Origin of the sequence: Bradyrhizobium sp. 33ap4 (genome assembly GCF_032654765.1) — a bacterium.
Taxonomy (GTDB): Bacteria; Pseudomonadota; Alphaproteobacteria; order Rhizobiales; family Xanthobacteraceae; genus Bradyrhizobium; species Bradyrhizobium australafricanum.
In genome coordinates this window covers 60,101-81,686 of the sequence record NZ_JAUMTJ010000040.1, presented here as the reverse complement: position 1 = coordinate 81,686, position 21,586 = coordinate 60,101, and the positions used below count along the sequence as shown (strand labels likewise).

At 64.5% G+C, this 21,586-nt stretch carries 17 protein-coding genes and 2 pseudogenes; 8 read left to right on the top strand and 11 right to left on the bottom strand.

What is annotated here, in order from left to right; translation table 11 throughout:
- Positions 1 to 14: 14 nt before the first annotated feature.
- The gene (locus tag Q2M23_RS28100; protein WP_316397734.1) at positions 15 to 671 is read right to left on the bottom strand and encodes a TetR/AcrR family transcriptional regulator; all 657 of its coding nucleotides are present in this window, start codon (positions 669 to 671) and stop codon (positions 15 to 17) included.
- 218 nt (positions 672 to 889) lie between these two features.
- A complete protein-coding gene (locus Q2M23_RS28095) occupies positions 890 to 1,738 on the bottom strand; it encodes a VOC family protein (RefSeq protein WP_316397733.1) in 849 nt (282 codons plus the stop codon).
- 226 nt (positions 1,739 to 1,964) lie between these two features.
- Between Q2M23_RS28095 and Q2M23_RS28090 the strand changes: the two genes are divergently transcribed.
- The 3 genes and pseudogenes from Q2M23_RS28090 to Q2M23_RS28080 form a co-directional block, all read left to right on the top strand.
- Entirely contained in the window at positions 1,965 to 2,858 is an 894-nt protein-coding gene (locus Q2M23_RS28090) for a sugar kinase (RefSeq protein WP_028331857.1), read from the top strand.
- A 21-nt stretch (positions 2,859 to 2,879) separates the two neighbouring features.
- A pseudogene (locus tag Q2M23_RS28085) lies at positions 2,880 to 3,509 on the top strand (PfkB family carbohydrate kinase); the annotation flags it as partial.
- A 232-nt stretch (positions 3,510 to 3,741) separates the two neighbouring features.
- Positions 3,742 to 4,047 (top strand): annotated as a pseudogene (locus tag Q2M23_RS28080) (PfkB family carbohydrate kinase); the annotation flags it as partial.
- 102 nt (positions 4,048 to 4,149) lie between these two features.
- Here the strand turns inward: Q2M23_RS28080 and Q2M23_RS28075 are convergent.
- Positions 4,150 to 5,373, bottom strand: a complete 1,224-nt coding sequence (locus tag Q2M23_RS28075; protein WP_316397732.1) for an NAD(P)/FAD-dependent oxidoreductase — start codon at positions 5,371 to 5,373, stop codon at positions 4,150 to 4,152.
- 250 nt (positions 5,374 to 5,623) lie between these two features.
- On the opposite strand from Q2M23_RS28075, the gene Q2M23_RS28070 reads away from it, so the two are divergent.
- The gene (locus tag Q2M23_RS28070) at positions 5,624 to 6,418 is read left to right on the top strand and encodes an enoyl-CoA hydratase/isomerase family protein (RefSeq protein ID WP_253587458.1); all 795 of its coding nucleotides are present in this window, start codon (positions 5,624 to 5,626) and stop codon (positions 6,416 to 6,418) included.
- A gap of 8 nt (positions 6,419 to 6,426) precedes the next feature.
- On the opposite strand, the gene Q2M23_RS28065 is transcribed toward Q2M23_RS28070, so the two are convergent.
- The 4 genes from Q2M23_RS28065 to Q2M23_RS28050 form a co-directional block, all read right to left on the bottom strand.
- Positions 6,427 to 7,767 (bottom strand): TRAP transporter large permease, encoded by a 1,341-nt coding sequence (locus Q2M23_RS28065; protein ID WP_316397731.1) that lies wholly within the window; start codon positions 7,765 to 7,767, stop codon positions 6,427 to 6,429.
- Positions 7,764 to 8,348 carry a TRAP transporter small permease gene (locus Q2M23_RS28060; protein WP_076826996.1) on the bottom strand — a complete coding sequence of 195 codons (585 nt, stop codon included), beginning with the start codon at positions 8,346 to 8,348 and terminating at the stop codon, positions 7,764 to 7,766. The genes Q2M23_RS28065 and Q2M23_RS28060 overlap by 4 nt, the downstream gene beginning before the upstream one ends.
- A 153-nt stretch (positions 8,349 to 8,501) precedes the next feature.
- The gene (locus Q2M23_RS28055; RefSeq protein ID WP_057017493.1) at positions 8,502 to 9,503 is read right to left on the bottom strand and encodes a TRAP transporter substrate-binding protein; all 1,002 of its coding nucleotides are present in this window, start codon (positions 9,501 to 9,503) and stop codon (positions 8,502 to 8,504) included.
- Between the two features lie 154 nt (positions 9,504 to 9,657).
- Positions 9,658 to 11,361 (bottom strand): IlvD/Edd family dehydratase, encoded by a 1,704-nt coding sequence (locus Q2M23_RS28050; protein ID WP_316397730.1) that lies wholly within the window; start codon positions 11,359 to 11,361, stop codon positions 9,658 to 9,660.
- Positions 11,362 to 11,533: 172 nt separating this feature from the next.
- Here Q2M23_RS28050 and Q2M23_RS28045 point away from each other — a divergent pair, with 172 nt between their 5' ends.
- The gene (locus tag Q2M23_RS28045) at positions 11,534 to 12,226 is read left to right on the top strand and encodes a GntR family transcriptional regulator (RefSeq protein ID WP_316397729.1); all 693 of its coding nucleotides are present in this window, start codon (positions 11,534 to 11,536) and stop codon (positions 12,224 to 12,226) included.
- Positions 12,227 to 12,260: 34 nt separating this feature from the next.
- Positions 12,261 to 12,827, top strand: coding sequence for an invasion associated locus B family protein (locus tag Q2M23_RS28040; protein ID WP_316397728.1), 567 nt, complete (start codon positions 12,261 to 12,263; stop codon positions 12,825 to 12,827).
- On the opposite strand, the gene Q2M23_RS28035 is transcribed toward Q2M23_RS28040, so the two are convergent.
- Positions 12,828 to 13,649, bottom strand: a complete 822-nt coding sequence (locus tag Q2M23_RS28035) for an NAD(P)-dependent oxidoreductase (RefSeq protein WP_316397727.1) — start codon at positions 13,647 to 13,649, stop codon at positions 12,828 to 12,830. It abuts the gene before it with no gap.
- A 113-nt stretch (positions 13,650 to 13,762) separates the two neighbouring features.
- Between Q2M23_RS28035 and Q2M23_RS28030 the strand changes: the two genes are divergently transcribed.
- Positions 13,763 to 14,725: an SMP-30/gluconolactonase/LRE family protein gene (locus Q2M23_RS28030; RefSeq protein WP_076827002.1), complete on the top strand. Its 963-nt coding sequence runs from the start codon at positions 13,763 to 13,765 to the stop codon at positions 14,723 to 14,725.
- A gap of 219 nt (positions 14,726 to 14,944) precedes the next feature.
- On the opposite strand, the gene Q2M23_RS28025 is transcribed toward Q2M23_RS28030, so the two are convergent.
- Together Q2M23_RS28025 and Q2M23_RS28020 are read right to left on the bottom strand one after the other, a co-directional pair.
- On the bottom strand, positions 14,945 to 16,378 hold the full coding sequence (locus Q2M23_RS28025) for an aldehyde dehydrogenase family protein (protein ID WP_076827004.1): 1,434 nt from the start codon (positions 16,376 to 16,378) through the stop codon (positions 14,945 to 14,947).
- A 291-nt stretch (positions 16,379 to 16,669) separates the two neighbouring features.
- Complete coding sequence (locus tag Q2M23_RS28020) at positions 16,670 to 19,036, bottom strand: transketolase (protein ID WP_316397726.1); 2,367 nt, start codon at positions 19,034 to 19,036, stop codon at positions 16,670 to 16,672.
- A gap of 131 nt (positions 19,037 to 19,167) precedes the next feature.
- On the opposite strand from Q2M23_RS28020, the gene Q2M23_RS28015 reads away from it, so the two are divergent.
- On the top strand, positions 19,168 to 19,629 hold the full coding sequence (locus tag Q2M23_RS28015; RefSeq protein ID WP_016841346.1) for an Lrp/AsnC family transcriptional regulator: 462 nt from the start codon (positions 19,168 to 19,170) through the stop codon (positions 19,627 to 19,629).
- 742 nt (positions 19,630 to 20,371) lie between these two features.
- Here the strand turns inward: Q2M23_RS28015 and Q2M23_RS28010 are convergent.
- Entirely contained in the window at positions 20,372 to 21,544 is a 1,173-nt protein-coding gene (locus Q2M23_RS28010) for a fumarylacetoacetate hydrolase family protein (protein WP_316397725.1), read from the bottom strand.
- Between the last annotated feature and the right edge of the window lie 42 nt (positions 21,545 to 21,586).

The window sequence follows — 21,586 nt, the reverse complement described above, 5'->3', positions numbered from 1 at the left end:
ATGATCGCAAGACCTCACACCACGCGGTGCTCGGCCGCGCGCACCACCGGCATCGCGCCGCCGAACGCCGCCGTAGATTTGCCGGTCAGCGCCGCCAGCACCAGCGCGGTCATGTGCTCGAGGCGCTCGTCGCGGGCGTCCTTCTTCAAGAGGTCGCGGCCGAAGATCACGCTCAGCGTGGCGCTGTTGGAGAGATAGAAGAACGCCAGCCCGGCGATCGAGATGTAGAGCTGCACCGGATCGACCGCGACGCGGAAATCGCCACTCTCGACCCCGCGCGTCACCACGGTACGGATCATCTCGACAAAGGGCGAGTGCATCGACTTGACCTTGGTCGAACGCTTCAGGTGTTTTGCCTTGGAGAGGTTTTCGGTGTTCAGGAGCGCCAGGAACTCGGGATTGCGCAGAAAATAGTTCCACGTGAAGTCGATCAGACGCCCGATCGCCTCGGGCGGATCGAGATGCTCGAGATCGAGGGTGCGCTCCTCGGCGCGGATCTTCTCATAGGCGCCTTCCAGCACCTCGAGATAGAGATCCTCCTTGTTGCCGACGTGGTAGTACAGCATGCGCTTGTTGGCGTCGGCGTTGGCCGCGATGCGGTCGACCCGCGCCCCGGCGAGGCCATGGGTTGCGAATTCCTGCTTGGCCGCCTCGAGAATCCGCAGCCGCATCCCCTGGGGGTCGCGCTGCCATCTCTGTATTCGCTTTGCCTTGGCCAAATCGATCGCCCGTGATGCTGAATTGATGAATGTAGCATGACGAACGACGTTTGAGAACGAATGTTGTCGTGACGGCCATGCGGGAATATTTCTCGCAGACGCGGCATGCAGCGTCCTCCCTGCCATTCCCGGATGCACGCTGTCGTGACGACGCGCGCATGAAACGCGGCCTAGTCCGGCTTTCCTTGCGAAGGCTGCACCAGAAGCGTCGGCACACCGCATGTGCTGTTGCGCACCGTCATCACGCGCGTGCCGGGCTTGCGGCCGGTACGAACCTCGGAGACGTCGACGCCAGCGGCGATCAGCCGCGCACGTGTGGCGTCGATATCGGTGACGCGCCAGCAGATGCCGCGCAGCCGGTCCGGCGCGTCCGTCTCCGATTTGCCCGGCCGGTGCGTGACCTCGACCACGAGGTCGCCGCAGCGGAAGAACATCAGCCGGCCCCACTCCGGATGCGACCGGTCGAGCGCCATGTCGAGCCCGAGCCGCGCGCCATAGAGCGCGGCGGCGCGTTCCGGGTCGGCGGTCGAAACCACCACATGATCCATCGCGGTGATCGATGCGGTCGTGGTACGCACCGACAACGGCCGCTCCTGCTCGCGTTCCAGGAAGAACATGCGCACGCCGCGCGTCGCATCGGTCGCGGCCCGCGTACGCTTCCACGACAGCACGGCGCCGCTGGTCTCGTCGCGGCTTTCGACTTCAGTGACGGGTTCGGGCTTCAGCGTCAGCCGGTCGAGCCGGCGGTGTGTCCTGGCGATGTCGCTGGTGCGGAAGCAGAGGCTCGCAAGCCCCTCACCTTGCGTAACGAGCGCGCTGCGGATGCGCTGGGCTGCGTCATCGTCGCCGAGCGGCGCCACCAATTCCAGCGTGGTGTTGTCGAGCGTGAACAGCGTGCGGTTCGCACCACCGCCACTGTAGCGCCAGGAAGGCGTCCGCGCGAACAGCGCCTCATAGGCCGCGCTGGCAGCAGCGATGTCACTGGTCAGGACGACGATGTGATCGAGACCGGTAATCATGGCTGCAACCTCCCCGAATCTGCCGTCATTGTGTTTCTCCCTTAACCCAACCCGGAACCACGGACTGCCGCCGGCCGTTATGCCTCATGCCAGAACGGCCCGGCGCAGCCATCATCTCTACCTGTAAACCAGGCAGGGTTGCGAATATTTTCAGCGATATCGGCCGATCAGCAATGCTAGTCTGGAACCGCCGGCCGGGACCACACCAAGCCACGACGGAAAGCGAATGCAGGCCCTCTTCATCGGACAGACCTATATCGACGTCACCTTCATCACAGATCACATGCCTGTTGGCGACGAAAAGCACGTCGCCGACGCCTATGCGGTGTCGTTCGGCGGCAACGCCGTGACCGCAGCATTCTGCTGCGCCAAGCTCGGCGTCCCGCCGGACCTGATCGCCACCATGGCCAATGACTGGCTGGGACGGATGTTCTGGGATATGGCCGACAGGTACGGCATCTCGTTCCACCCCCGCAAAGTCAACTCCTCCTCGCTGTCCTTCATCATGCCGAACGACGGCAAGCGCGCCATCGTCCGCTGCCGCGACGACCAGCACATCCATCCTTTTCCGCTGCTGAACATCAAGGGCTGCCGCGCGTTGCACATCGACGGCCACCAGCCGGACGCCGCGATCCATTATGCGAAGCTGTGCCGCGAGGATGGCATCCTGACCTCGCTCGACGGCGGCGGCCTGCGCACCAACACCCACGAGCTGCTCGCATTCATCGACATTGCGATCGTCGCCGAACGCCTGTGCGAGCAGATGGACAAGACGCCGGAGCAGATGCTCGACTATCTCAAGGGTCGCGGCTGCAAGGTCGGCGGCGTCACCATGGGCGAGCGCGGCCTGCTCTGGTATGACGAGGCCGGCACAGTGCGCACGCTGCCGGCTTTCCCGATCCCGCGCGCGCGCGTGATCGACACCAACGGCGCCGGCGACGTCTTCCACGGCGCCTACATCTACTCTTACCTTTCGAACCCGAGCAAAGGCTGGCATGAGCACTTCAAGTTCGCGCGTGCAGCCTCGACCTTCAAGATCCAGAAGCTCGGCAACGAGGCCGGCTTGCCGACACTCGCCGATATCGCAGCGGTCAAGCAGGAATTTCGCGCCGAGGCCTGATATCGGTGAACGGGGCTAGTCATGAGGCACGTCTTCGTCGCCGGCAGCATCAATATGGACGTGGTGGCGACCGCCGAGCGCCATCCGCGGATCGGCGAAACCGTCGCCGGCGAGGCCGTGCTCTATTTTCCCGGAGGCAAGGGCGCCAACCAGGCGGTGGCTTCGGCCAAGCTCGGCGTAGCGACCACGCTGATCGGCCGGCTCGGCACCGATGCGTTCGGCAAGGAGCTGCGAGCGTTCCTTGCCGCGCAAGGCGTCGATCTCACCTCGGTCAAGACCACGCACGGCACGCATTCCGGCACGGCGATCATCACGCTCGCCAATGCCGACAACACGATTGTCGTCGTGCCAGGCGCCAACGGGCTCGTTGACGCTCATGATGTCAAGGTCCCCTCACTTATGAAGGGTGACGTCGCGGTCAGCCAGTTCGAGATCCCGCTGCCGGCGATCGCTGCCTTCTTCCGGCGCGCCCGCGCCGTCGGCGCCACCACGATCCTCAATCCGGCACCGGCAAAACAGGCCGACAAGGCTCTGCTCGATCTCGTCGACATCCTCGTTCTGAACGAGACCGAACTCGGCTACCTGACTGGCACGGGGCTGCGCGACAGCGACACGCCGGAGCGCTTCTCCGAGGCGGCCCGGGCGTTGGGCCAGCATCGCGGCGAGACCGACCGCGAGCGAGATGCGCCCGACGCCGACGCCGCGCGCGGCGGCCTCAGCCCCTCCTGACCGGGCGGGCCGTTGCGCGGCAGCTGCAGCTTGGGTCTTCTGCCGCGGGCCGTTGATCGAGGTCTGGTACAGCAGCTTCAGCTTCTTGCCGTCCTTCTCGCGGATGCCGTCCAGAAGCTCGAGGCGCTGTTCGAGAAGCTGCACAATCTGCAGGCAAGGCAGGATCGTCTGCGTCACGCTCGGAAAGCGCGGCGTGCTGGCGCTGGTCGACAACCAGCCGCTGCTCGTGCCGGGACGCGAGGTCAAGGCCGTCGACACCACAGGCGCCGGCGATTGCTTCGTCGGCGCCCTCGCCTCACAGCTCGCCATCGGCAAGCCGCTCGGCGACGCGCTGGCCTACGCCAACGCCGCCGCCTCGATTTGCGTGCAACGGATGGGAGCCGCGCCGTCGATGCCGACGGCGGATGAGGTGGAGGACGCTCTCTCCCCAAGTCGTCCCGGCGAAGGCCGGGACCCATAACCACCGGCCACAGTTTGGGGGCACACGCGTGGCAACTGCGTACGTCTCCGCCAACGACTGCCGCGGAGTATGGGTCCCGGCTTTCGCCGGGACGACGCTTGCTTACATTTGCGCCAGCGCACTCTTCAGATCAAAGCTCGCATCCGCCGCCTGCTCCGGCGTAATCGAGCCGCCGGCGCCGAGCAGCCGGCGGCCGAACATGTGATCGCCGGCGCGATTGATCGATTCGATGCCGAGCAGTTTGTCGCCGCGATAGCAGAACGCCGAGAACGCGCCCTGCGCGCGGTCGCCGCGCACTACGACGCGGTCGTAGCCGGTGGTGAGACCCGCCATCTGCAGCTTGTCGGGGCCCTGGTCGCTCCAGAACCACGGCAGACCGTCATAGACCTCGGTCTTGCCGGTCAGCCGCGACGCCACGCAGCGCGCATGGTCGGTCGCATTCTGCACCGACTCCAGCCGCAGCGACCCGCCGAAGCGTTTGCTGGTGTAGAGCGCGCAATCGCCGATCGCGGAGACATTCGGATCGGCGGTCAACAGATGCTCGTCGACGATGATGCCGGATGCCACCGGCAGCCCGGCCTCCACCGCAAGCTCGACATTCGGCAGCACGCCGACACCGACCACGACGAGATCGGCCGGGATATGCGTGCCGTTGCTCAGGCTGACACCGGTAACCTTGCCGCCATCGGCCTCGATCGCCGTGACCTGCACCCCGAGGTGAATCCGGATGCCGGCCGCGCTGTGGCGGGATTGCGAGAACTCGGAAATCTCCGCGGTCACCGCCCGCGCCATCACGCGGGAGGCAAGCTCGACCACGTCGACCTCGAGGCCCTTGGCCCGGGCAGTGGCGGCGAATTCGAGCCCGATGAAGCCCGCACCGATCACGACGACGCGCATGCCGGGCGCGATCAAGTCGCGCAGCGCCTGGCTCTCATCCAGAATGCGCAGGTAGCGGACTGCGTCGAGCTTGGCGTTGGGGATATCCAGCAGCCGGTTCCGCGCGCCGGTTGCGAACACCAGGTGTCCGTAATCGAGCGACGCGCCGGAGGCGAGCGCCACCTTCCGCGCATTGCGGTCGATCGCATGGGCGCGATCGGTGATCAGCTCGATCTTGTTGTCCTGGTAGAACTTGTCGGGCCGGAACATCAGGCTCTCGGGCCCGCCGGTCCCTTTCAGATAGGCCTTCGACAGCGGCGGCCGCTGATACGGCAAATGGCCTTCGTCATTGATCAGGGCGACGCGCTCGGCGAAGCCGGCCTGGCGCAGCGACGCCGCGAGCTGGAAGCCGGCGTGTCCGGCGCCGACGATGATGACCGAGCCTGTCATCGGAACAACCCAAATACGCGCGAGCAGGAGTGACCCATGCCGTTTCCTCTTGTCGATGTTAGCTTGCTTGCCCCGTCCCCACAGCGCTCGTGTCTGCGTACCGAAGGCGCACGCCATTTGGCCTCATGGCTCGTACCGATGCAAGGGGGTCCCAGGCGATTCTGGGCGCGCCCGCGGCCCCCGGGCCGGATTGCCACGGCTCCCGCCAAGGCCTTAAATGTCCGGAACCAACAAGCCCAAGGTCTTCAATATGCCAGCACCCGCCCCCTCCGCCACCGACCCCGCTTTGCTCCGCATCGACGGCGCCATCGCGACCATCACACTGAACCGGCCGGCCGCGTTCAACGCGATCGACATGACGATTGCCAAGAAGCTCGAGCAGCTCAGCGCCGAGGTCGAAGCCAACAAGGACGTTCGCGTACTGGTCATCGAGGGCGAAGGCCGCGCCTTCTGCGCCGGTGGCGATTTGCAGACCATCGGCGCCGCGACCGAAGCCAACAATGTCGCCCCCGTGGTCGGCGAGATGCTTCACCACTACCATGCCTTCATCGAGACGGTCCGGCGGATGCCGAAGATCGTGCTATCCAGCGTGCATGGTTCGGCGGCCGGAGCCGGCATGGGCCTCGCGTTCGTGACCGACCTGTGTATCGCCGCAGAGGATGCCCGCTTCACGCCCGCCTATGCCAAGATCGGCGTATCGCCGGATGGCGGCAGCACGGTCGGCATCGTCGGCACGGTCGGTACCCGCCGCGCGCTGCAGATTTTCCTGGCCGAGGATGGGTTCACCGCGCAGCAAGCCTATGAATGGGGTCTCGTCGTCAAGACCGTCCCCGCGGCCGAACTGAAGGCGGCGACGCGGCAGCTCGCCGAGCGTCTGGCGCAAAATCCGCCCGCCGCGATCGCGGGGACCAAATCACTGGTCTATCAGGCCGCCACCACGCCGACCAAGCAGCAGCTCGACGCCGAGGAACACAAGATCATCACGGCGATGCATACCGATGATTTCCGCGTCGCCGTGAAGAAGTTCACCAGCAAGTCGAAGTAGAGGTTTGGCTAGTTCGGGCAAATGTACCCCGTGCCGCCGGGTGCCTTGAAGCAGCCGACCGATTCCGGGATCACCTGCTTGGGCAGCCACAGCACGACCTTCGGAAAATAGATCGTGAAGCAGATCGTGACCAGGAACACGACATAGATCGGCAACGCCGCCCGCAACGCTTTTGCAAAACTGATGCCGACGAATTTCGAGGCCATCAGCAGCACGAGCCCGTAGGGCGGCGTGATCAGGCCGAACGCCAGCGTTGCGATCAGCACCACGCCCATGTGCACGCCGTTGATGTCGCCGGCCTGGGTCAAGGCGTTGACCAGCGGCATGAAGATGATGATGGTCGGCACCGGCTCGATGAAGTCGCCGACCACGGTGAACAGCAACACCATCAAGAGCATGATGAGGTGCGGGTCGTTACCGGCGATCGAGGTGATCCAGTCGGCGATGTAGATCGCGCCGCGCAGATAGGCCAGCATCCAGCCGAACGCGTTCGCCGCGCCGATCGTGATCAGCGGCAGCGAGAAGATCAGGCCGGCGAGGCAGAAATCATACGGGATCTTCTTCAGGTGCCCGCGGTTCAGCGCCGGGATCACCACGACGATGATGTAGGCGACCGCGACCACGCCGGCCTCGGTCGGCGTGAACCAGCCGGTCAGGATGCCGCCCAGCAGGATCACCGGGATCATCATCGGCAGCGCCGCGTCACCGGCGGCGAACGCAACCTGGCGCGGCGGCGCACGCGGCTTGCGCAGGCCCGAGGGACCGAAGAAGTAGCAGTAGATCATCAGCCCGAAGCCGATCATCAGTCCGGGGACCACACCGGCCATGAACAGCCCGGCGATCGAGACATTGCCGACCGCGCCATAGACGACCGCCGTGATGCTCGGCGGCACCAGCGCTGCGATCGTCGACGCCGAGGCGATGATCGCGGCGATGAAGGCCGGCTCGTACCCTTCCCGCCGCATCGGCCCACCGAGCGCCCGGCTCATGACCGCGACGTCGGCGGTGGTCGAGCCGGACATCTCCGAGAAGAACATGCTGAAGACGACGACGACCTGCGACAGCCCGCCCCTGATATGGCCGACCAGCGAGACCGAGAGATTGGCGATGCGGACCACGACATTTGCGGAGCTCATGAGCTCGCCGACCAGCAGGAAGAACGGGATCGCAAGCAGCGCCTCGGAATCGACGCCGTCGAAGACCTTCTGGATGATCGCCGCCAGCGAGACGTCTGATAGCACTGCGCCGACGAACACGCCAGCCATCAGCGAGAACGGCACGGGCACGCCGAGATAGCCGAAGAACAGGAAGCAGAACGACATCAGCGCAAGCACGACCGGTGCGCTCACGGCTGCACTCCCGTCGTCGCGCGGGTATCGATCGCAGGAATCGGAAGGTGGTCATCCGGCGGCTCCGGATGGTCGAAGCCATTGCGGATCCCATTGACGAGCTGCTCGATCGTGAACAGGCCGATCAGGATGCCGGACAGCGGGATCACCGCATAGAGCGAGGCGATCGGCGTACCGGACGGCAGGCGGAAGCTGCCGAAGCCTCGGAGGTAATTTTGATAGCCGTACCAGACCAGGCAGAAGGCGACACCCAGCACCACCAGACGGATGACGATCTCGACGATCAGCCGCGACCTGCCATGCAGCGCTTCGGAGATCGCGGTGAGATAGAGATGGTCGTTGCGCCGTGTCGCGACCGCGGCCCCGATGAAGATCGCGTAGATGAACAGCGTCGAGGTCACCTCCTGCAGCCACAGCCAGGGATGACCGATGGTGCGGGTGACGATATCGGCGGTCACCGACAGCGAGAAGCCGAAGCACAGCAGGCCGCACAGCATCATCAGGATCAGCTCGAGCCGGTCGAGCGCCCGCCATTTCAGATGCCGCTGCCGTTGCAGCACCAGTGTGTCGGCGATGGCCATCGAATGCTCCGTCCTCGTATGTCGTCCCGGCGAAGGCCGGGACCCATAACCACCGGCGCCTGATGCTTTGAGAAAGAACGGCCGCCCGGTGCTTCAATGGACGAGCCGCGGCGTATGGGTCCCGGCCTTCGCCGGGACGACGCAGGAAGTGGGCTAGTTGACCGCGCGGATCAAATTCTTAATCTTCTCCGCATGCGGCCCGAGATCCTTGGCGAGCTTGTCGAGATAGGGATCGGCGATCGCGGTAAAGCTCTTCTTGTCCACATCCTCGACCACCTTGACGCCGAATGACTTCAGTTTTGCAGCCGCATTCTTCTCCAGTTCGAACGCCTTCGCCGGCTCCTTGGCGCTCACCTCGGCGGCCGCTGTCGTCACCCAGGCCTTCTGCTCGGCTGAAAGGCTCTGCCACAGCCTGTCGCTGATGAACAACAGCGCATTGTTGGCCTCATGCTCGGTCATCGAGAGCACCGGCGCGACTTCGTAGTGCTTATTGACGAGGTAAACATTCACGCTGTTTTCCGCCGCCTCGACGACGCCGGTCTGCAGCGACGTGTACACGCTGCCGAACGGCATATGGACGGTTTGCGCGGCGTAAGCCGGGAAGATCGTGTCTTCCGTAGCCGTCGCCTGAACGCGAATCTTTACACCCTTGAGGTCGCTGACGTTGTGGATTTCCTTCCTGGCGTAGATGCTTCTTACGCCTTGGCTGCCCGTCGCGATGACATGAAGGCCTTGCGACGTGTCGTCGATCATCGCCTTGATCGCGTCAATCACCTTCTGATCGGCAAGGGCCTTCACCACATGGTTGGCGTCGCGGAACAGGAAATGCAGCGACATCACACCGGCCTGCGGCGAGATAGTCGCGGTGTTCGCCGACGAGATGATGGCGAATTCAATGTCTCCGGATTTCACGAGCTGCAGCAGCTGCGGCTCCTGTCCGAGCTGCGCTCCCGGATACTGGTCGACGATCATGGTCCCCTTGCTCAACTCCTTGAGCTTGGCGGAGAACATGTCGTAGGCCACGCTGTATCCGGTGTTGAGCTGCTGATCGTGCGCGAAGCGGTAGTGCTTGACTTCCTGCGCGCCGGCGCCCGCGGAAAGCAGCAGCGCTGCCGCGGCCATGGCAATCCCGACGATCCTGGCTGAATAGCCCATCGCGACGTTCCCCCTGTTTTTAATTGAGGGGGATCATCCCACCAGTCGCGCAGGATTGTCAATAAAACAGAGGCAATCAGCTCGTCGTAGGCGACAACGAGCACCACATCGCAGAAATTATCGACAATTCAGCAGATGCGCCGAACTTTGCAAGCTACTTCCCCTTGGCGCGCATGAAGTCGAAATCGCAGCCCTCGTCGGCCTGCAGGATGGTGTCGTTGAAGAGATGCGCGTAGCCGCGCTTGGCCCAATCGGGCGAACCGGCCGGCGCGAGCGCGTCGCGGCGCTTCTGCAATTCGGCCTCGTCGACCAACAGATCGATGCTGCGCTTGGCGACATCGAGCCGGATCATGTCGCCGTTCCGCACCAGCCCGAGCGGACCGCCGACCGCGGATTCCGGCGTGATGTGCAGCACGATGGTGCCGAACGCGGTGCCGCTCATCCGCGCATCGGAGATGCGGACCATGTCCTTCACGCCGGCGCGCGCGAGTTTCTTCGGGATCGGCAGGTAACCCGCCTCCGGCATGCCCGGCGCGCCCTTCGGGCCGGCATTGCGCAACACCAGCACGTCGTCGGCGGTGACATCGAGCGCGGGATCGTCGACCCGCAGCGTCATGTCCTCGACCGATTCGAACACCACGGCGCGGCCGGTGTGCTGCAATAGTTTCGGACTCGCCGCCGACTGCTTGATGACGGCACCGCGCGGCGCGAGATTGCCGTGCAGGATCGCCATCGCGCCTTCGGATTTGATCGGGTTCGCCTTGGAGCGGATCGCGTCCTGCCCCGGCACATCCTCGGCATTGGCGACGACCTCGCGCAAGGTCTGGCCGGTGATGGTTTTGGCATCGAGATCGATCAGGTCGCCGAGCTGCGCCATCAGCTTCGGCACGCCACCCGCGTGATGGAAATGCTCCATGTAGTGTTCGCCCGACGGCTTGAGGTCGACCAGCACGGGGACCTCGCGGCCGAGCTTGTCGAACGCCTCGAGGTCGATCTTGTGCGGCGAGCGGTTGGCGATCGCCGTGAGGTGGATCAGCCCGTTGGTCGAGCCGCCGATCGCCTGCATGACGACCTGGGCGTTGCGGAACGACGACGGCGTCAGGATCTCGCTCGGCTTCGGTCCCTTGGTCTTCGCCATCTCGGCGGCGACGCGGCCACTGGCCTCCGCAGAGCGGAAGCGTTCGGCATGCGGCGCCGGGATCGTCGCGCTCATCGGCAGCGACAGGCCGAGCGCCTCGGTAATGCAGGCCATGGTGGAGGCTGTGCCCATCACCATGCAGGTGCCGACCGACGGCGCGAGGCGGCCGTTCACCGCCTCGATCTCGTTGTCGTCGATCTCGCCGGCGCGATACTTGCCCCACAGCCTGCGGCAGTCGGTGCAGGCGCCGAGCACCTCGCCCTTGTGATGGCCGACCACCATCGGGCCGACCGGAATCACCACGGTCGGCAGATCGGCGCTGATCGCGGCCATGATCTGCGCCGGCAAGGTCTTGTCGCAGCCGCCGATCACGACCACCGCATCCATCGGCTGGGCGCGGATCATCTCCTCGGTATCCATCGCCATCAGGTTGCGCAGATACATCGAGGTCGGATGCGCAAAGCTCTCGGCGATCGAGATGGTCGGGAACACGAACGGCATCGCACCCGACAGCATCACGCCGCGCTTCACGGCCTCGATGATGTCAGGCACGTTGCCGTGGCAGGGATTGTAGTCGCTGTAGGTGTTGGTGATGCCGACGATCGGGCGATTGAGCGCATCGTCCGAATAACCCATCGCCTTGATGAAGGCCTTGCGCAGGAACAGCGAGAAGCCGGCGTCACCATAGCTTGTCAGTCCCTTGCGAAGTCCGTCGGCCATTTTCTTCTCGTCCCGTGGTTGTTCGGCCGCACTTAAGGAGCGGCAGGAATTATTGTCAATATGAGATAATCCGGTCGCGGCGGGTGGCTGGTCCGCGGCAAAATCGCCCCCATTATTGACAATAACCGTGGCGCCATGCTGACCTCAGGCACCGATCCAAAGCCGAGAGCGCATGACAGCCGAGCCCACATTGCCCGTACTCCAGGCCCCCTCGCGCGAGGAGGAACAAGCGGAGGTGATCCGCCGGCTGGAGGAGGACATCATCTTCGGCCGCTTCGCGCCCGGTTTGCGCCTGGTCGAGGATAACCTGATGCAGCGCTACGGCGCGAGCCGGCATTTCGTCCGCCAGGCCCTGTTCCAGCTCGAGCGCCAGGGCATCGTGCTGCGCGAGAAGAATGTCGGCGCCACGGTGCGGTTCTATTCGGCCGAGGAAGTGCGGCAGATCTATGAGGTGCGCGAGATGCTGACGCGGCAGGCCGCGCTGATGATCGCCCTGCCCGCGCCGCAAAGCCTGATCGACCAGTTGAGCGAGCTGCAACGGCACTACTGCATCAAGGCCGAGGCGCAGGACATGCGCGGCATTCACGAGACCAACGATGCGTTCCACCTCGCGCTGTTTTCCGCCTGCGGCAATCCTTACCTCGTCCGCTCATTGCAGGACTACATGAACCTGACGCTGCCGATGCGCGCCAAGAATCTCGCCGACAGCGAGGGCCTCGCATTGTCGCGCCGCCAGCACGAATTGATGATCGAGCTCTTGAAGGGCCGCGACAGCTGGGCGCTGGCGCAGCTTTGCGTCGATCACATGCAGTACAGCAAGGCGGATTATCTCGTCCGCATCTCCAACGACAAAAAGCCGCAATAGCGCGATACGCGGCCTCCTCGTGAAGGAGACGGCGATGCGCTATGTGGCTATATTCCTTGGATCGTTCACCGTGCAGCTTGCGCTCGGCGGCGTCGGCGAAGCGGCCGATCCGCGCGCGACGCAGCTCAGCTACGAGCCCTGGACCAAGACGTGCCTGACAGAGGCGAGCTGCTTCGTCGGCGCCGCCGCGCGCGGTCAGTGTTCACCATCGGGCGGCACACTCAGCGTCTCGCCGCAGAGTAGCAAGCGCGCGATCGTGAGCGCCAATGTCGGAACGCGGACCATGCTGGAAGGCACGATCAGCCTCCGCATCGATCAGGACGAGCCGATCCAGATCGCGAGGCCGCATTGTTACACGCTCGGCTGCGGCGGCACGCTCGAGGCCGACGGCGAAATGATCGAGCGGCTGAAGCACGCGCAGACGATCGCTGTCGAAGCCAAGAACCTCACCGGGCAGACCATAAGCCTCGCCTTTCCCCTCACGCACTTCGCCGAGACCTTTGACGGGCCCGGCAGCCCGCCCAAGACATCCGGGCAAGGTTCGAAGGAGGCGCAGCAGCACACCGAATCCGTGAAGCAACTGCCGCAATGCGAGGATTGATCACTTCTTCCAGTCGATCACCCTCTCCTTGTCGCCGTCGAACTCCATGCTGCAGAACGCGCCGCCCTGGTAATAGTCGCCGACCGGATCCGGCGGCAGCTTGGCCTGCTCGGCCATCGCGTGCTCGCGGAAATCTTCAGCCCTTCCGGTCGGACGATAGCCGAGATCGTAGGCGCAGTGATTGTCCCACCACGAGCGCTCATTGTAGGACGCGCCGTACAGCACCTCGAAATGGATGTCGGGATGCTCGAGCCCGATGCGGCAGAGCTGCACGAGGTCTTCCGGCTTGAGCCAGATCGAGAGCCTGCGGTGGTCGAGCGGCGCCTCGCCGAAATTGCCGATCCGGAGGCACGTGACCTTGATGCCGTGCTTGTCGGCATAGAGCGCGCCGACGCCTTCGCCGAACACCTTGCTCACACCATAGCGACTGTCCGGCCGCGCGGTGACGTCGGTGCCGATGCGGTGATGACGCGGATAGAACCCGACCGCGTGATTGGATGAGGCGAAGATCACGCGCTTGACGCCCTTTTTGCGCGCCGCCTCGAACAGATTGTAGCAACCGATGATGTTGGACTGCAGGATCGCGTCCCAGGGGCCTTCGACCGAATAGCCGCCGAAATGCAGAATGCCGTCGACGCCTTCGCAGATCGCCTCGACCTGTGCGAGGTCGGCGAGATCGGCCGCCTTGAACTTTTCGTTGCTGCCGAGATCGGAGGGCTGCTTGATATCGCTCAGCAGGAGATCCGGATAGATCGGCGGCAGCAGCTTGCGCAGGCTCGTTCCGATTCCCCCTGATGCGCCGGTCATCAATATGCGTGGCATGCCGTCCCTCTTCTTTCCTGATTGCTGCGATCGAATTGCGGTCGCAGGCCGACAATGATAGCAAACCAGGCGCTCAAGGAAACACCATCGAAACACAACAACGAGAACAGCAAATGTCCGATGTTCATTCCGCCGGCTGGCGTCCCGCGACCTGCTATCCCGATCCCGCGATCCGCGCGCTCGATCCACGTTTCGAGAAATACTGGCTGAAACTCTCCGCCGTCGAGCGCATCGCGACCGGCCTGCGCTGGGCCGAAGGTCCGGTGTGGTTCGGCGACGGCCGCTATCTGTTGTGCAGCGACATCCCGAACCAGCGCATCCTCAAATGGGAGGAAGAGACCGGCGCGGTCAGCATCTTCCGCAAGCCGTCGAACTTCGCCAACGGCAACACCCGCGATCGCCGGGGCCGGCTGATCACCTGCGAGCATGGCGGCCGCCGCGTGGTGCGCACCGAATATGACGGATCGATCACGGTGCTGATCGACTCCTTCGGCGGCAAGCGGCTGAACTCGCCGAACGACGTCGTGGTGAAATCCGACGGTTCGATCTGGTTCACCGATCCGATCTTCGGCCTGCTCGGCAACTACGAAGGCTACAAGGCCGATCCCGAGATCGAGCCCAACGTCTACCGGCTCGATCCCGAAACCGGCAAGGCCACCATCGTCGCCGAGGGCGTGCTGGGGCCGAACGGGCTGTGCTTCTCGCCGAACGAGAAGATCCTCTACGTCGTCGAATCCCGCGGCGAGCCGAACCGCAAGATCCTCGCCTATGACGTCGCAGCCGACGGCAAGACGATCTCCAACAAGCGCGTCTTCATCGACGCCGGCCCGGGCACGCCCGACGGCATGCGCTGCGACATCGACGGCAATCTGTGGTGCGGCTGGGGCATGGGTGATCCCGAACTCGACGGCGTCGTCGTGTTCGCGCCCGACGGCGTCATGATCGGCCGCATCGCGCTGCCGGAGCGCTGCGCCAACCTCTGCTTCGGTGGCGTCAAGCGCAACCGCCTGTTCATGGCGGCGAGCCAGTCGATCTATGCGCTCTACGTCAACACCCAAGGCGCGCTCGGCGGTTAGCCCGGCCGTCATTGCGAGGAGCGAAGCGACGAAGCAATCCATCTGTCCGCCCGTGAGGAGAGATGGATTGCTTTGCTTCGCTTCGCTCGCAATGACGGCGAGACTGCAACCTTCATCTTCGCAAGATTCGCACTCTTCAAGACCTTGCGCCCCCAAAATGGCTGACGCCGGAGCAGTTGCCTGCCCCGGCGCCAAAAGTCGCGTCTCTCGTGGCTCGGCTTACGCGGCGTTGTAGCCGGCGACCGCCTTGGCCTCGAGATATTCTTCCAGACCGTAGCGGCCCCATTCGCGGCCGTTGCCAGACTGCTTGTAGCCACCGAACGGCGCGGTGCGCTCGTTCGGCACGCCCTGCAGGTTGACGTTGCCGGCGCGGATCTGGCGGCCGACGCGGCGCGCGGTTTCCACGGTGTCGGCGGAGACGTAACCGGCGAGACCATACGGCGTGTCGTTGGCGATCTTCACCGCGTCGGCTTCGTCCTTGGCGCCGAGGATGGTCAGCACCGGTCCGAAGATCTCTTCGCGGGCGATCGTCATGTCGTTGGTGACGTCGGCGAAGATGGTCGGACGGACATAGAAGCCCTTGTTGACGCCCTCGGGCAGGCCCGGGCCGCCGGCGACGAGCGTTGCGCCCTCGTCGATGCCCTTCTGGATCAGCGCCTGGATCTTGTCCCACTGGCCGCGGTTGACCACCGGACCGATCGTCGTGCCGTCGGCACGCGGATCGCCGGCCTTGGTCTTGTCGGCAACGCCCTTCGCGATGGCGGCCACTTCCTTCATCTTGGAGAGCGGCACGATCATGCGCGACGGCGCGTTGCAGGACTGGCCCGAGTTGTTGAACATGTGCATCACGCCGCCGGTCACCGCCTTGGTCAGGTCGGCACCGTCGAGGATCACGTTCGGCGACTTGCCGCCGAGCTCCTGGCTGACGCGCTTCACGGTCGGCGCCGCACGCTTGGCGACGTCGACGCCGGCGCGGGTCGAACCGGTGAACGAGATCATGTCGATGTCCGGGTGCTCGCTCATCGCGGCACCCACCTCCGGGCCGAGGCCGTTGAGCAGGTTGAACACGCCCTTCGGCACGCCGGCTTCATGGAGGATTTCTGCGAAGATCAGCGCCGAGGTCGGAGTGAACTCCGACGGCTTCAGGATCATGGTGCAGCCGGCGGCAAGCGCGGGCGCGACCTTGCAGGCGATCTGGTTGAGCGGCCAGTTCCAGGGCGTGATCATGCCGACGACGCCGACCGGCTCGCGCACGATCACGGCGGTGCCCATGGTCTCCTCGAACTCGTACTTCTTCAGCACTTCGAGGGTGTTCATGAGGTGGCCAAGGCCGGCGCCGGCCTGCAGCTTCTCGGCCATCGGCAACGGCGCGCCCATTTCGTCGGAGACGGCCGCGCCGATCTCCTTCATGCGGCCCTTGTAGACCTCGACGATCTTGGTGAGCAGCGCGACGCGCTCCTCGCGGCTGGTCCGGGAAAAGGTCTCGAAGGCGCGCTTGGCGGCGGCGACTGCCTTGTCGACATCGGCCTTGGAGCCGAGCGCAATCTCATACATCGCTTCTTCGGTCGCCGGATTGACGACCGGGGTGGACTTGCCTTTGACGACGGGATCGACCCAGGCGCCGTCGATGTAGAATTGCATGCGATTGACCATCGGAAACCTCTTGTACGGGGCGTATGGAATGGGGAACGAAAGCGTTCGGCAGGCATCCTTGCACGAAAGCCCGGCGAATTGAACCCGCCATATGCGGGACGCGGCTCGTGCGCGCGAACAGCATATAATGTCGCTATCGCGCAGGTGGCAAGGTTGGTCTCGTCGCCCCGGCGAAGGCCGGGGCCCATAAACTCCGCCGGCAATTGGTAAAGGGTGCTGTTAGAACGAGTCGCGTTTACTTGCTGCCAGTTGTGGTAATGGGTCCCGGCCTTCGCCGGGACGACGATGTGGCTACACCGCCATCTTGCGATGCCGCACCGGGGCGCCGACCGAGACGCTTTCCGCCGCGTCAATGATGGCATTGGCGTCGATGCCATAGTGGCGGTAGAGGTCACCGATCGTGCCGGTCTGGCCGAAATGCTCGACACCGAGCGCCTCGACACGGTGGCCGCGCACGCTGCCGAGCCAGCCGAGCGTTGCCGGATGGCCGTCGATCACGGTCACAATGCCGCAGTCGCGGCCGAGCGGCGCCAGCATGCGCTCGATATGACTCAAATGCTGCGCGCCGCGGCGGTCGCGGCGCAAATTCCGCGCGGCGGACCAACCCGCATAGAGCCGGTCGGCGGAGGTGACCGCCAGCAGACCGACGTCGCGGTGGCTCTCGCCGATCAGGCCGACCGCCTCGATTGCCTCCGGCGCGACGGTGCCAGTATACGCAATGACGATGTCGCAGTTCGGGCCCGGCTTGCGCATCCAATAGGCGCCGTCGGTGATGTCGCGCTGCAGGTCCGGGGTCATGATCCGTTGCGGCTGCTCCAGCGTACGGGTCGAGAGTCGCAAGTAAACCGAACCACCCTCGGCACCCTCGCGCTGCATGTGGCCAAAGCCCCAGCCCATGATCACGGCAAGTTCATCGACGAAGGCCGGATCGAACGAGGCGAGCCCGTCCTGCCCGATCCCGATCAAGGGCGTCTTGATCGACTGATGCGCGCCGCCTTCCGGCGCCAGCGAGATGCCCGACGGCGTCGCCGCCACCATGAAGCGGGCATCCTGGTAGCAGGCATAGTTCAGCGCATCGAGGCCGCGTTCGATGAAGGGATCGTACAGCGTGCCGACCGGCAACAGCCGCGCGCCGTTGATCTGGTGCGACAGGCCGAGCGCCGACAGCATGATGAACAGATTCATCTCGGCGATGCCGAGCTCGAGGTGCTGTCCCTTCGGCGAATATTCCCAGGTGTAGGCGGACGGGATCTTCTCCTGCCGGAACAAGTCGTGGTTCTCCGCCTTCGCGAACAGGCCGCGGCGGTTGACCCAGGCGCCGAGATTGGTCGACACGGTGACATCGGGCGATGCGGTGACGATGCGCGAGGCGAGTTCGCTATCGCCGCGCGCCAGCTCGTGCAGCACGAGACCAAAACCCTGTTGCGTCGACATCTGCGCCGAGGCCTTGAAGGCCAGCCGTTCCGGCACATCGATTTCGGGCGCCGACAGGCGGCGGCGCCCCTCGCGGTTGAACGGCGCCTCGGCGAGGAATGCCTCGAGCTCCGCAGGCTCCTGCGACAGGCCCTCGAACTTGTCCCACTCGTGGCCGGGGCGGATATTCTGCGCGGCGCGCCATTTCTCCATCTGGGCGACCGTCATCAGGCCGGCGTGGTTGTCCTTGTGGCCCTGCATCGGCAGGCCGACACCCTTGATGGTATAGGCGATGAAGCAGACCGGCCGATCATGGTCGATCGCCTCGAACGCCTCGATCATGCTCGCCATGTCGTGGCCGCCGAGGTTCGACATCAGCGCCAGCAACTCGTCATCGCTGCGGCGCTCGATCAGCGCCGACACCTCGCCCTGGTCGCCGATGTCGTCGCGCAGATGCTTGCGGAACGCGGCGCCGCCCTGGAAGCAGAGCGCGGCGTACATCTGGTTCGGGCAGTTGTCGATCCAGCGCCGCAGCGCTTCGCCGCCGGGCTCGGCGAACGCCTCGAGCATCAGCTTGCCGTACTTCACGATCACCACGTCCCAGCCGAAGTTGCGGAACATGGTCTCGAACTTGGCCCACAATCCCTCGCGCACCACGGCGTCGAGCGACTGCCTGTTGTAGTCGACCACCCACCAGGTGTTGCGTAGGCCGTGCTTCCAGCCCTCGAGCAGCGCCTCGAAGATGTTGCCCTCGTCCATCTCGGCGTCGCCGACCAGCGCGATCATGCGGCCCTCCGGCCGGTCCTGCAGCCAGCCATGCGCCTTGACGTAGTCCTGCACCAGCGAGGCGAACAGCGTCTGCGCGACGCCGAGGCCGACCGAGCCGGTCGAGAAGTCGACGTCGTCGCTGTCCTTGGTGCGCGAGGGGTAGGACTGCGCGCCCTTGTAGCCGCGAAAATTCTCCAGCTTGTCGCGGGTCTGGTGGCCGAACAGATACTGGATGGCGTGGAACACCGGGCTCGCATGCGGCTTCACCGCGACGCGGTCCTGCGGGCGCAACACCGAGAAATAAAGCGCCGACATGATGTTGGCGAGCGAGGCCGACGAGGCCTGGTGGCCGCCGACCTTCAACCCGTCGGTAGAGGGCCGCACATGGTTGGCGTGATGGATGGTCCACGACGACAGCCACAGCACCTTGCGGGCCAGGGCGGACAGCATGTCGAGGCGTTCAGGCGCGATTCCCATGGCAATGCTCCGGGCGATATGCCGGAATGTTACTGCCGCAGGCGGCGGCGAAAATCTCAATTCCACGCGACAGCACAGGAAAAATTGGGATAAATTCCCACGATCCGACTTCAACTGACGAGTTCATCCCAATGCCTGCCCTCGATGCCATCGACCGCAAGATCCTGAGTCTGCTCCAGACCGACAGCCGCATGACCATGCAGGAACTCGCCGACAAGGTCGGGCTGTCGGTGTCGCCTTGCCACCGCAGGGTCAAGCTGCTCGAGGAGCGCGGCGTGATCTCTCGCTACATCGCAACCGTCGACCAGAAGTCGATCGGGCTGCACGTCTCCGTCTTCATCTCGATCAAGCTGGCGCGGCAGAAGGAGGAAGACCTCAACCGCTTCGCGCGCGCGATCTCGAAATGGGACGAGGTGCTCGAATGCTATCTGATGACCGGCAACCGCGACTATCTGCTGCGCGTCGTCGCCGCCGACCTTTCCTCCTATGAGGCATTCCTGAAGAACAAGCTGACCCGGCTCGACGGCATCGCCTCGATCGAGTCGAGCTTTGCGCTGAGCCAGGTGAAGTATTCGACGGCGTTGCCGGTGTGAGGGCGTTGGTTGGTCACTCGAATGACGCCAACCCCACAGTGTCGTCCCGGCGAAGGCCGGGACCCATACGCCGCAGCAGTTGTTGTGAGAGGGACTCGTCGTTGCAGCATCGCTTAACAATTTGCATTTGGGGTTATGGGTTCCCTGCTTTCGCAGGGACGGCACTGAGTGTGTGAATCGTCCGAGCTTTGCATCTCGTTCCGTTTTGCAAAAGAGGCTTGCGCCGTCGGGCAACTCAGTGATTGGCGCTGGCGCCCTGCCCGGCTGGACGGCCTCGCCGCGACAACCAGGCTACGGCGCGATCCATATCCCAATCACGATGATGGCCAGTGATACGGCAATGACCAGCATATCGGTGGTGAGCCAATCGGGCATTCCGTTTGATGGCTGCTCGCTCATGTCCGCGATTCCTTCTGTTCGCGTCGAGCCGATATGCTGGAGCGGACCGGCGCGAACGAGGATGAACTGGTTCACATAAAGCTAGGAAAAAGCGGCAAATTCCGCGTGTTTTAGCGCGCTCAAGTTGCGCCACACGGTCGATCTGCCGCGCAGGTTTCTGAACATGTTCGACAACGCCGCCGCTTCGGCACAGTCACCATCGTCGTCGTTCAACGCGCTGCGAGAGGCGGCTGAACGTCACCGGATTGTCGGCGCAACCCGGCGCCGACCTGCCGCCACGCGACAGGCCGCACACGGCCGACGAAGTGGCCGAGGTAGTGGACTCGCCGCCCCGTCCTGATCCTCACAGCACCTTGCGCTGTGCGAGGTTCTTCATCAGCGCACCGACGCCGAAGGTCCAGGGCTCGCATTCGTCGCTATTGCGCATCCGGTTGACCAGCTTGCCGAGCTGTGGTGCGGCGATGGTCACGATGTCGTCGCGCTTGTGGGTAAAACCCTCACCCTTGGCATCGCGATCCTTGACCGGCGCGAACATCGTGCCGAGGAACAGCGCAAATCCATCAGGATATTGATGCACGGGGCCGATGGTCTGGGCGACCAGATCGGTCGGGTCGCGGCTGATCTTGCTGATCGAGGAATGGCCCTCGAGCACGAAGCCGTCTGCGCCAGTCACGGTCAGGCCGACATCCATCTTCCTGACATCGTCGAGCGAGAATGTCTGGTCGAATAGCCGGAGCAGCGGGCCGATCGCGCAGGACGCGTTGTTGTCCTTGGCCTTCGACAGCAACAGCGCCGAGCGCCCCTCGAAGTCGCGCAGATTGACGTCGTTGCCCAGCGCGGCGCCGACGATCTTGCCGGCGGCGGAGACAACAAGCACGACCTCCGGCTCCGGATTATTCCAGGTCGACTTCGGATGCAGCCCGGCATCCATGCCTGATCCGACCGAGGACAGCGTCGGCGCCTTGGTGAACACTTCAGCGTCGGGACCGATGCCGACCTCGAGATACTGGCTCCAGGCATTCTGATCGATCAGCACCTGCTTCAGTTTCATCGCCTGCTCGGAGCCGGGCTTCAGCTTGGAGAGATCGTCGCCGACCAGGCGCACCACCTCCTTGCGGATCGCGGCCGCCGAGGACGGATTGCCGCGCGCCCGCTCCTCGATCACGCGCTCCAGCATCGAGATCGCGAAGGTGACGCCGGCGGCCTTCAGCACCTGGAGATCGACCGGCGCCAGCAGGTGCGGCCTGGCCTTGTCGCGGCTGTCGGGCGGGGTGTTGGCGAGGATCGCCTCGAAATCGCCGATCCGCTCGCCGCCCGTGGCGCGCAGCGCGGCCGCGGGATCGCTTTCCTCGCAGAGCGCGCTCACCGTCGGGAACCGCGCCGTGACATCGAACACACCGTCTGCCCGCACCGCGACGACGGCCGGCCCGCCGGCCTGCGGCAACCAGACCCGCCCGACCAGCGTGCCGGCGGTGCCGTCCTCCGGCAGGACGTCTTTTGAGGTGAGCGAAATCATCGGCACATCTCCCTTTTTGGTTTTGTCGGCTTGTTAGCACAG

Coding starts and splice junctions, on each gene's coding strand:
- Q2M23_RS28100 (WP_316397734.1), bottom strand. CDS start 671: ATGCGGCTGCGGATTCTCGAGGCGGCCAAGCAGGAATTCGCAACCCAT.
- Q2M23_RS28095 (WP_316397733.1), bottom strand. CDS start 1,738: ATGATTACCGGTCTCGATCACATCGTCGTCCTGACCAGTGACATCGCT.
- Q2M23_RS28090 (WP_028331857.1), top strand. CDS start 1,965: ATGCAGGCCCTCTTCATCGGACAGACCTATATCGACGTCACCTTCATC.
- Q2M23_RS28075 (WP_316397732.1), bottom strand. CDS start 5,373: ATGACAGGCTCGGTCATCATCGTCGGCGCCGGACACGCCGGCTTCCAG.
- Q2M23_RS28070 (WP_253587458.1), top strand. CDS start 5,624: ATGCCAGCACCCGCCCCCTCCGCCACCGACCCCGCTTTGCTCCGCATC.
- Q2M23_RS28060 (WP_076826996.1), bottom strand. CDS start 8,348: ATGGCCATCGCCGACACACTGGTGCTGCAACGGCAGCGGCATCTGAAA.
- Q2M23_RS28055 (WP_057017493.1), bottom strand. CDS start 9,503: ATGGGCTATTCAGCCAGGATCGTCGGGATTGCCATGGCCGCGGCAGCG.
- Q2M23_RS28050 (WP_316397730.1), bottom strand. CDS start 11,361: ATGGCCGACGGACTTCGCAAGGGACTGACAAGCTATGGTGACGCCGGC.
- Q2M23_RS28045 (WP_316397729.1), top strand. CDS start 11,534: ATGACAGCCGAGCCCACATTGCCCGTACTCCAGGCCCCCTCGCGCGAG.
- Q2M23_RS28040 (WP_316397728.1), top strand. CDS start 12,261: ATGCGCTATGTGGCTATATTCCTTGGATCGTTCACCGTGCAGCTTGCG.
- Q2M23_RS28035 (WP_316397727.1), bottom strand. CDS start 13,649: ATGCCACGCATATTGATGACCGGCGCATCAGGGGGAATCGGAACGAGC.
- Q2M23_RS28030 (WP_076827002.1), top strand. CDS start 13,763: ATGTCCGATGTTCATTCCGCCGGCTGGCGTCCCGCGACCTGCTATCCC.
- Q2M23_RS28025 (WP_076827004.1), bottom strand. CDS start 16,378: ATGGTCAATCGCATGCAATTCTACATCGACGGCGCCTGGGTCGATCCC.
- Q2M23_RS28020 (WP_316397726.1), bottom strand. CDS start 19,036: ATGGGAATCGCGCCTGAACGCCTCGACATGCTGTCCGCCCTGGCCCGC.
- Q2M23_RS28015 (WP_016841346.1), top strand. CDS start 19,168: ATGCCTGCCCTCGATGCCATCGACCGCAAGATCCTGAGTCTGCTCCAG.
- Q2M23_RS28010 (WP_316397725.1), bottom strand. CDS start 21,544: ATGATTTCGCTCACCTCAAAAGACGTCCTGCCGGAGGACGGCACCGCC.